This is a genomic window from Mycobacterium sp. D16R24 (assembly GCF_002013385.1).
In the GTDB taxonomy this organism is placed as follows: domain Bacteria; phylum Actinomycetota; class Actinomycetes; order Mycobacteriales; family Mycobacteriaceae; genus Mycobacterium.
This window is the reverse complement of sequence record NZ_MAEV01000004.1, coordinates 313,589-322,828: the sequence shown is the minus strand read 5'-3', so window position 1 is coordinate 322,828 and position 9,240 is coordinate 313,589. Positions and strand designations below refer to the sequence as shown.

Below are 9,240 nucleotides of genomic sequence, written 5' to 3'. Positions count from 1 at the left end.
GCAAATCATCACCGGTGATTCCACTGCGTGCATGGAGACCGCGAGGCCGACTTCTGTTACCTGCTGGCGCGATTGCCGCCGTCCTTGTCGGGGCGGTCGCGTCAATAACAACGCTAGTAGTGCTGGCGAGTAGCACAACGGGGCTCGTGCGCGGCGGTGAACGGATGGCTGTGCGATTGCATAATCTTCCACCTGGGGATGAATTTGCAGAGATCAACCGCGTGACGTACTGGCCGCCTGATTGGATTGCCGCGGTATGCGAGCAGCCGGTGTACCACTTGCGGACCCCAAATGAACGATTCCCTCATGCGATCGTGAGTTCTATATGTACGGCACGTGTTCGGCCGGATGGCGAGTCGGCCGATATCACGGTTGCGCGTTTCCCGGCTGAATTGCCCATGCAGGCCGATCTTTTCAATAGCAGTTACAAGTGGTATGCGTTCTCCTACGACGACGGCGCGATGGTCGTTTTCGCGACCTTCTCCGAAGTTGCGGCCGTGTATGACACCGGCTTTACCGAGTCCGTAGTACTGCAACCATTGAAGCAATTCGGCTTCCGCATCTATTCACGCCCCGGGCCTTAGCCGTACGGTCAAGACGTCCCGGATCTCTCAGCTGCCGGAATTTGTTTGAAGGGACGCGATGCAACCAGACGGGCCAGGATTCAGCTGGACGCACACGCTTCGCGTGCCGCCACGGGCCGAAGCGGTAGTGGCTTTCTGCGACAACATTAATCAGTCAACATATCGCGCGCGCCCATGCGCACCACGGCAATCCTGCGCCACTGCATTGAATGCCGGATACGCGGTCACCGTCCGGAATCGCAGCTCCGGCAAGGCCAGCCTGACCCACTACGCCGCAATGTACGACGTGCTGGGCTAGACCGAGCTCACCGGGCAAGACGATCGTCAACCTCTCCTCCGACTCCCCCGGGCAGGCCCGGAAGAGCGCCGCTTGGGTCACTGATCGAGGTGCGGCATTCGTATCCGCCGGGTACATGTCTCAGGGGGACGACATCTTGCACCCGCTGTCGTATCTCATCGTCAGCGGTCCCCAAGATCTCGTGACGGCACACGAGGAACTACTCAACGTGCTCAGCCCGGTGCAACTAGGTCGGCCCCGACCACGGCTTCTCACAGGTGTACTACCAAGCGGGGCTCACCTTGCTGTACCCCGTCATGCTGTCCTTCGAGCAGGCGTGGGCGATGGTCTAACGTTCCGACGGCGAAACCGAGCCTTACGTCGGCTACGCGGTGAAATTCATGGACTCCCTGAAGGAACTTCTGGTGCAATTCGCCGAGGCAGCCAAGATCGGCGACGCGCCATCGACGCGAGCGACGAACGCGGTGAGGCCGTCACCAGTTACCGGCTGATACGCGGCGACTGATCGGGCGGCGCGGTGAGGTACGCCCTCGACAACGTGAGGGCGACCACCACCACGACGACCAACACGTACACCGGCAACAGGTGCTCGAAATGCGTATACCCAATGGCGAAATGGATGCCCAGGACCGGCACGGTGCCGAACACGCACCCGATCAACAACGACCACCACACCCAGCGCTCACCGCGGCGCCAGCCCCACAGGCTGATCAGAAGTACCGCGAATCCGGCACCCACCAACGCACCGCCGAAACCCGCACGGTCATGCGCGATGAAGGATGGCAAGTGCTGGTTGGCGGCCCGCAGCGCCTCAGCGCTGGTGCCCAGGAAATCGAGATCGGTGGGTACGAAAACCGATGTCAGCCCGACCGTCGAAATCACCGCCCCGGCAACGAACAACCCACCGCCAACACCGATCATGAGCAGCTGTCCCCACAGCGCGCGCCGCCGCTCCGATTCGGGCCCCTCAACGATCGGCGGCCACTGCGGGGTCACGGGCTCACGCCACACGGCGAGGATCAGCAGGGGGAACAACCCGACAACGACGAGTGTGTGCAGTGGCTCGAGGAAACCCGTCACCAGGAAGTAGAAGTACGTCAGGAACGCGACCAGCCCCGAAATCAACAGCGCGTTACGTGCCCAGCGGTGCCCTTCCCTGATCCCACCCCAGGCCAACCCCAGATACAGAACACCGATGCCAATCATGTTGCCTGCCATGGTGAGCCGGTCATGCTGCAGAAACCCGACCAGATGATGGTTCACGCCGTGCAGGCCGTCGACTGAAAGTCCGAGGTAGTCGCGGTCGTACCACAGCAGCACGGGGCCCAAAGAGATGGCGGCCGCCCCGATACCCGCGACAATCAGACCGAGCCCAACCAGCACACCCCATATCCACGCGGGCCATCCGCGCGGATCGAACCCGATATCGCGCAATGCCTTTGGCGGCGAAGTCGGCGTAGCGGCCTCGATCACCCGGCTGAACCAGCCCGGCCCGGCATCAATCAAGACCGCCGGTGTGGCGAGCACCGTCGCCGACGGATCCGCCAGCGCGCGCACCGCGGCGTCCATCGAGGGTTCGGTCAGTCGCACCGTCCCGGCATCCCCGGGCAAGGACACCGCGTCGACGAAGGGCGCCACCGCATCGGCCAGCTCGGTAGTAGCGACGAGCGCGACAACCCGGCATCTGCGGTCGGCGGCCGCGCGCCGCACCGTGTCCACGTCGGCGGTGCCCACCGGTCCGATCTCGACGACACTGGCCCCCTGCACCGGCAACACCGCGACGGCCTCGCGCGCGATCGACGGCGGAACCGTCGCCCCGAACCGGCCGTGCCATTGCGGCGGAGCAGGCGGATGGTCGAACACCCAGGAAATCCAGCGCCGCCCGCCGGCGCGCGTCACCACCGCCGCCAGGACCTTCATCGCCCACACTCGTGTCCTGCGTTCACCGAGAACGGACGACGCGATCGGGCTCAGCGGGTGGTATGTCCAGTCCGGCATTGGCGAATTCTCGCACCCCGACCAGCAACGCACCGCGGATCTGAACTCGGTATCCAACTCGATGAGCCGACCACCCTCGAACGCGACTAGGCTCACAACGTGACCCTTCCGGCCGACCCCGCACCTGAATTCGCCGCCTACGCCCACCCCGAACGCCTCGTCTCCGCCGACTGGCTTTCCGGGCACCTCGGCACCCCCGGACTGTCCATCGTGGAGTCCGACGAAGACGTTCTGCTCTACGACATTGGGCACGTTCCCGGCGCGGTGAAGATCGACTGGCACGTCGACCTGAATGACGGCACCGTCCGCGACTACATCGACGGCGTGCAGTTCGCAGAGCTCATGAACCGCAAGGGGATCCGTCGCGAGGACACGGTTGTCATCTACGGCGACAAGTCCAACTGGTGGGCCGCCTACGCACTCTGGGTGTTCACGTTGTTCGGCCACCCCGACGTCCGGCTCCTCGACGGTGGGCGGGATCTGTGGATCTCCGAGGGACGCGACACCACACTCGACGTTCCAGCCAAGTACACCGAGGGCTACCCCGTGGTGGACCGCGACGACGCACCGATTCGCGCGTACGCCGACGACGTGCTGGCCCACCTCGGACATGGACCGCTGATCGATGTGCGTTCCCCCGCGGAATACACCGGCGAACGCACCCACATGCCCGATTACCCGGAAGAGGGCGCGTTGCGGGGTGGACACATCCCCACCGCAGTCTCGATCCCCTGGGCCAAGGCCGCCGCGGACGACAGCAGGTTCCGGCGCCGCGCCGAACTCGATGACATCTACGGCGATGTCATCGCCGCGGACGGCGACATCGTCGCCTACTGCCGCATCGGCGAGCGCTCCAGCCACACCTGGTTCGTCCTCACCCACCTGCTGGGCGTCGAGGGCGTGCGCAACTACGACGGCTCGTGGACCGAATGGGGCAACCGGGTCCGTACCCCGATCGTCAAGGGCGACAAACCAGGCGCGCCCCCTGCAGCATGAGCCTCCCCGCCGAACTCGCCGAGATCGTCGCCGATTTCAAGGCCGTCGAGGGACAGGACAAGCTTCGCCTGCTACTGGAATTCTCGGCCGAATTACCTGAGTTGCCATCGCATTTGGAACAGGCAGCGATGGAGCCGGTGCCGGAATGCCAGTCACCGCTGTTCCTGGACGTCGACGCCAGTGACCGCGACGGCGTGCGGCTCTATTTCAGTGCGCCCGCCGAAGCTCCAACGACGCGCGGGTTCGCCTCGATCCTGCATCAGGGTCTGGACGGCCAGTCCGCAGACGCAATCCTGGCGGTCCCCGACGACTTCTATGCGGACCTCGGATTGGCAGCGCTGATCAGCCCGCTGCGACTGCGGGGAATGTCGGCGATGCTGGCACGCATCAAGCGACGACTGTCCTGAACCTACTCGTCAGTAGGTAAAAACTTGGGGCGGCACACCCCATCCCGGATGTGTGTTTGATGCCCCGGATGCATAAACTCACTGCCGAGACTCTAAGAAAGCACTAAAACCAGGAGGCCAGGTGCCCAATCACGCCAGCTCGAAGATCAGCAAGGTACTCGTCGCCAACCGCGGTGAGATTGCGGTCCGGGTTATCCGCGCGGCGAAGGATGCTGGACTGGGCAGCGTCGCGATCTACGCAGAGCCCGACGCCGACGCACCCCACGTCCACCTGGCCGATGAGGCCTTCGGTATCGGCGGTAACACCGCCGCCGAGTCCTACCTGGACTTCGGCAAGATCCTGGAAGCCGCCGAGAAGTCCGGCGCCAACGCCATCCACCCCGGTTACGGCTTCCTCTCCGAGAACGCCGACTTCGCCCAGGCCGTCATCGACGCCGGGTTGATCTGGATCGGGCCCAGCCCGCAGTCCATCCGCGACCTCGGCGACAAGGTGACCGCCCGCCACATCGCCGCCCGGGCGCAGGCCCCGCTGGTCCCCGGCACCGCCGACCCCGTCAAAGACGCCGACGAGGTCGTCGCCTTCGCCAAGGAGCACGGTCTGCCGATCGCCATCAAGGCGGCATTCGGTGGCGGTGGCCGCGGCATGAAGGTGGCCCGCACCCTTGAAGAGGTACCCGAGCTGTTCGAGTCCGCCACCCGTGAGGCCGTCGCCGCCTTCGGTCGTGGTGAGTGCTTCGTGGAGCGCTACCTGGACAAGCCGCGCCACGTCGAGGCCCAGGTCATCGCCGACCAGCACGGCAACGTCATCGTCGCCGGTACCCGCGACTGCTCGCTGCAGCGCCGCTTCCAGAAGCTTGTCGAGGAGGCGCCCGCGCCGTTCCTCACCGACGCGCAGCGCAAGGAGATCCACGAGTCCGCCAAGCGCATCTGCAAGGAGGCCGGTTACTACGGCGCCGGCACCGTCGAATACCTGGTGGGCCAGGACGGCCTGATCTCGTTCCTCGAGGTCAACACCCGCCTTCAGGTGGAACACCCGGTCACCGAGGAGACCGCCGGCGTCGACCTGGTGCTCGAACAGTTCAAGATCGCCAACGGCGAGGCACTTGAGTTCACCGAGGACCCCGCGCCGCGCGGCCACTCGATCGAATTCCGCATCAACGGCGAGGACGCCGGCCGCAACTTCCTGCCCGCTCCCGGCCCGGTCAAGGTCTACAACACCCCTACCGGCCCCGGCGTGCGCCTGGACTCGGGTGTGCAGGCCGGTTCGGTGATCGGCGGACAGTTCGACTCGATGCTGGCCAAGCTGATCGTCACCGGTCGCGACCGCAATGAGGCGCTGGCACGCTCGCGTCGCGCCCTGGCCGAGTTCAACGTTGAGGGCCTGGCCACCGTCATCCCGTTCCACCGCGCCGTGGTCTCCGATCCCGCCTTCATCGGCGACGAGGACGGCTTCACCGTGCACACCCGCTGGATCGAGACCGAGTGGGACAACACCGTCGAGCCGTTCACGGCCGACGCCGCTGAGGCCGACGCGGACGAGGTTCTGCCCCGCCAGAAGCTGGTCGTAGAGGTTGGCGGCCGTCGTCTCGAGGTGTCGCTGCCCGGTGACATCTCGCTTGGTGGTGGCGGTGGCGCCGCGAACGGTGTCATCCGCAAGAAGCCCAAGGCCCGCAAGCGTGGTGGCCACGGCGGCGGCGCCGCCACCGGCGACTCGGTGACGGCTCCGATGCAGGGCACCGTCGTGAAGGTCGCCGTCGAAGAGGGCCAGGAGGTCGAGGCCGGCGAGCTGATCGTGGTGCTGGAAGCCATGAAGATGGAAAACCCCGTCACCGCGCACAAGGCCGGCACCGTCACCGGGCTGAGCGTCGAGGCCGGTGCCGCCATCACCCAGGGCACGGTCATCGCAGAGATCAAGTAGGACTTTTGTCGCCGAGCGTGAAGCTGTGGCGGGATTCGCACCGAATTGCCGCCATGGTTTCACGCTCGACGCATTTCTAGACTCATGGAACCCATCGAGATCAACGCGGGCGCATGGTACTTGCGCGCCCTGCGTGCCGACGAACGCTTGGACGACCGTCCGGCATTGACCTCACTCGGTGTCGACGACTCCGAGTACGTGTCCGCGCGCACGGCCGACTGGGACTCCGATCGCCTCTACAGCTGGGCCGTCTGCGAACCCACCACTGCCGAGATGGTCGCCGAGGTTCTGCTCGACCCCGCCACCGGCACCATCGAGTCGAGGGCGCGCACCGACTATCCCGGCTCACCGGGCGCAGAGCAGGAAGCCGTCGCGGCGGTACGGCGCTTCGCCGACGCGATGCTCGCGTGACGGAAGAATCCACTTGACCTCGAGTGCACTTTAGGTACGACGATGGGCGCGTGAACACGTCAACCACCCCACTGCGCCTCGCCGTGATCTGCGCCAGTACGCGTGATGGTCGGTTCGGTCCCACCGTGGCCAATTGGATCGCAGAAAAGGCCCGGCATCATCCGTCGTTCCAGGCGGGATACATCGACCTCGCGGAGTATCCACTGCCCCTTCACCTTTCCCGGAGAGAGGGCGCTGAAGGCACCGCCCAGCTGGCCAAGGTGACGGCACGGTTGCGTATCGCCGACGCCTTCCTCGTGGTCACTCCCGAGTACAACCACAGCTTCCCCGCCCCGCTGAAGAACCTGATCGACTGGCATCACAGCGAATGGCAGGCCAAACCGGTCGGATTCACGTCGTACGGCGGCATGTCGGGCGGACTACGCGCCATCGAGCAGCTGCGGCTGGTATTCGCCGAACTGCACGCCGTGACCACCCGGGATGTGGTGAGTTTCCATGGTGTGTGGAGCCAGTTCGACGATGCCGGCCGACTCGTCGATAGCCGCGATGCCGAAACCGCCGCCAAGACAATGCTCGACGAGCTGGCGTGGTGGGGCTCCGCGCTGCGGACAGCGCGTGAGCACTCCCCCTATGCCTGGTAAGACCCGATGCCTAGTGAGACTGTGCGAGCACCCTCGATACCGCGGCCACCGCAGCGTCGATCTCCTCGGCGCTGACAATCAGCGGTGGACGGAACCGCACGCTGTTCTCGCCGCTGGGCAACAGGATCACGTGCTCCTGCGACCATAGGCGCTGCACCAGGCGATCGCGCTCCTCGGAGCTCGGCAGACTGAACGCGCACATCAACCCGCGGCCCCGCACATCGCTCACCTCACCGTGCCGCAGCGCAAGGGTCTGCAGGCGGTCGAGCAGATACTCGCCCATCCGCGCCGCGTTGCCGAAAAGCCGCTGCGACTCAATCACTTCCAGAATGCGGCGGGAGCGCACCATGTCGACCAGGTTTCCACCCCAGGTGGAGTTGATACGCGAGCTGACGGCGAAAACATTGTCGGCCACCTCGTCAACGCGACCACCCGCCATGACCCCACACACCTGCGTCTTCTTCCCAAAGGCGATGACGTCGGGGATCACGCCCAGCTGCTGGAAGGCCCAGGCCGTTCCGGTAAGTCCGCACCCGGTTTGCACCTCGTCGAAGACGAACAGGGCGTCATTTTCATGGCATAGCGCACGCATGGCGTGGAAGAACTCCGGACGGAAATGGTGATCTCCGCCCTCTCCCTGAATCGGCTCGGCGATGAAACATGCTATGTCGTGCGGATTTTCGGCGAATGCGCGGCGCGCCTGCGCCAGCGCCGCCGTCTCCAGCTCATCGATATCGGCATCCGGACGCAGGTACGGTGCGTCGATTCGCGGCCAGTCGAACTTGGGGAACCGTGCCACCTTGTTGGGGTCGGTGTTCGTCAACGACATGGTGTATCCGCTGCGACCGTGGAAGGCCTCCCGCAGATGTAACACCTTGGTACCCAAGGCCGGATCGATTCCGTGCGCCTCGTTCCAGCGGCTCTTCCAGTCGAAGGCGACCTTCAGCGCGTTCTCGACGGCCAGTGCGCCGCCGTCGACGAAGAACAGGTGCGGAAGCGCCGGATCACCGAGCGCGCGCGCGAATGTGTCCACGAACCGGGCCATCTCGACGGTGTAGATATCCGAATTGCTCGGCTTGTTGATGGCGGCCCGGGTCAGTTCGGCACGAAACTCAGCATCCTCGGCAAGCATCGGGTGATTCATACCCAGCGCCGACGAGGCGAAGAACGTGAACATGTCGAGATAGGTGGTCCCGTCGCGCGCATCCACCAGGTACGCCCCACGCGAACGCTCCAGGTCGAGGACGAGGTCCATGCCGTCGGCCAGAATGCTGCGCCGCAGCACCTCATGCACTCGGTCCGGTGTCACCGATTCCGGACGCGCTACCTCGCCATCGACCGTGGAACCAGCCTGGGACCCCGGAAACATTAGTGCGGTCATAGACCCACAATAACGCAGTATTTACGACTTCTCTACATCAAGACAAGAATTTTTACGGCACAAGCTGGCGACCATCGTAAAAAGTTTGTAAGATGATGGTGCTTCGCGTGCGAACGTTGGCTGTGGTGCGAATCAGCTGCAGCAGCTCTTCGAGCGCACGCGGCGAGGGCACCCGCACCAGGAGGACGTAACTTTCCTCGCCCGCCACCGAGTGGCACGACTCGATGGCGTCGATGTGCTCAAGCCGTGCCGGAGCATCATCGGGTTGTGAAGGATCGAGAGGGGTGATTGCCACGAACGCCGACAGCATTTGGCCCACCGACTCGGGATTGACCCGGGCCGCGTACCCGGTGAGAACACCGCGAGATTCCAGCCGTCGCACGCGAGTCTGCACCGCCGAGATCGACAGCCCGGCCTTAGCCGCCAAATGCGCAAGGGTCGCCCGGCCATCGCGAGCCAACTCGCGCACCAGAATTCGATCGACGTCATCGAGCGGACGCTCGGGTGCTCTCTCGGAATCCGCAGTCACGGGGGCAGAGTACCGCGACCAGAGACCACAAGGAACGGACTTGCGCAGGCCAATCACCTCAACTCTGAGACGAATAC

At 64.8% G+C, this 9,240-nt stretch carries 9 protein-coding genes and 1 pseudogene; 7 read left to right on the top strand and 3 right to left on the bottom strand.

All coding sequences use genetic code 11. The features are described 5' to 3' along the window. Together B4383_RS04010 and B4383_RS26965 are read left to right on the top strand one after the other, a co-directional pair. The coding region (locus tag B4383_RS04010) for a hypothetical protein (RefSeq protein ID WP_217700186.1) at positions 1-584 on the top strand (584 nt) is incomplete at its 5' end. A gap of 211 nt (positions 585-795) precedes the next feature. Next, positions 796-1,387 (top strand): annotated as a pseudogene (locus B4383_RS26965) (NAD(P)-dependent oxidoreductase); the annotation flags it as partial. Here B4383_RS26965 and B4383_RS04000 read toward each other — a convergent pair. Next, complete coding sequence (locus B4383_RS04000) at positions 1,363-2,880, bottom strand: hypothetical protein (protein ID WP_078288704.1); 1,518 nt, start codon at positions 2,878-2,880, stop codon at positions 1,363-1,365. The pseudogene B4383_RS26965 and the gene B4383_RS04000 overlap by 25 nt on opposite strands. Positions 2,881-2,979: 99 nt before the next feature. Between B4383_RS04000 and B4383_RS03995 the strand changes: the two genes are divergently transcribed. The 5 genes from B4383_RS03995 (at position 2,980) to B4383_RS03975 (ending at position 7,253) form a co-directional block, all read left to right on the top strand. Further along, positions 2,980-3,876, top strand: a complete 897-nt coding sequence (locus B4383_RS03995) for a sulfurtransferase (RefSeq protein WP_078288261.1) — start codon at positions 2,980-2,982, stop codon at positions 3,874-3,876. After that, positions 3,873-4,283 (top strand): SufE family protein, encoded by a 411-nt coding sequence (locus B4383_RS03990; protein WP_078288262.1) that lies wholly within the window; start codon positions 3,873-3,875, stop codon positions 4,281-4,283. Before B4383_RS03995 ends, B4383_RS03990 begins: the two co-directional genes overlap by 4 nt. A gap of 121 nt (positions 4,284-4,404) precedes the next feature. Further along, entirely contained in the window at positions 4,405-6,201 is a 1,797-nt protein-coding gene (locus tag B4383_RS03985) for an acetyl/propionyl/methylcrotonyl-CoA carboxylase subunit alpha (protein ID WP_078288263.1), read from the top strand. An 84-nt stretch (positions 6,202-6,285) separates the two neighbouring features. Beyond that, positions 6,286-6,612, top strand: coding sequence for a hypothetical protein (locus tag B4383_RS03980; protein ID WP_078288264.1), 327 nt, complete (start codon positions 6,286-6,288; stop codon positions 6,610-6,612). A gap of 50 nt (positions 6,613-6,662) precedes the next feature. After that, positions 6,663-7,253 carry an NAD(P)H-dependent oxidoreductase gene (locus B4383_RS03975; RefSeq protein WP_030096859.1) on the top strand — a complete coding sequence of 197 codons (591 nt, stop codon included), beginning with the start codon at positions 6,663-6,665 and terminating at the stop codon, positions 7,251-7,253. A 10-nt stretch (positions 7,254-7,263) separates the two neighbouring features. On the opposite strand, the gene lat is transcribed toward B4383_RS03975, so the two are convergent. Beyond that, on the bottom strand, positions 7,264-8,562 hold the full coding sequence (gene lat / locus B4383_RS03970) for an L-lysine 6-transaminase (RefSeq protein ID WP_217697274.1): 1,299 nt from the start codon (positions 8,560-8,562) through the stop codon (positions 7,264-7,266). A gap of 124 nt (positions 8,563-8,686) precedes the next feature. Next, positions 8,687-9,163 carry an Lrp/AsnC family transcriptional regulator gene (locus B4383_RS03965; protein WP_078288266.1) on the bottom strand — a complete coding sequence of 159 codons (477 nt, stop codon included), beginning with the start codon at positions 9,161-9,163 and terminating at the stop codon, positions 8,687-8,689. Positions 9,164-9,240 lie beyond the last annotated feature (77 nt).

Excerpts from the sequence above, each read along its gene's own strand:
- B4383_RS03990 (WP_078288262.1), top strand. The coding sequence starts at position 3,873 with ATGAGCCTCCCCGCCGAACTCGCCGAGATCGTCGCCGATTTCAAGGCC.
- B4383_RS03980 (WP_078288264.1), top strand. The coding sequence starts at position 6,286 with ATGGAACCCATCGAGATCAACGCGGGCGCATGGTACTTGCGCGCCCTG.
- B4383_RS04000 (WP_078288704.1), bottom strand. The coding sequence starts at position 2,880 with ATGCCGGACTGGACATACCACCCGCTGAGCCCGATCGCGTCGTCCGTT.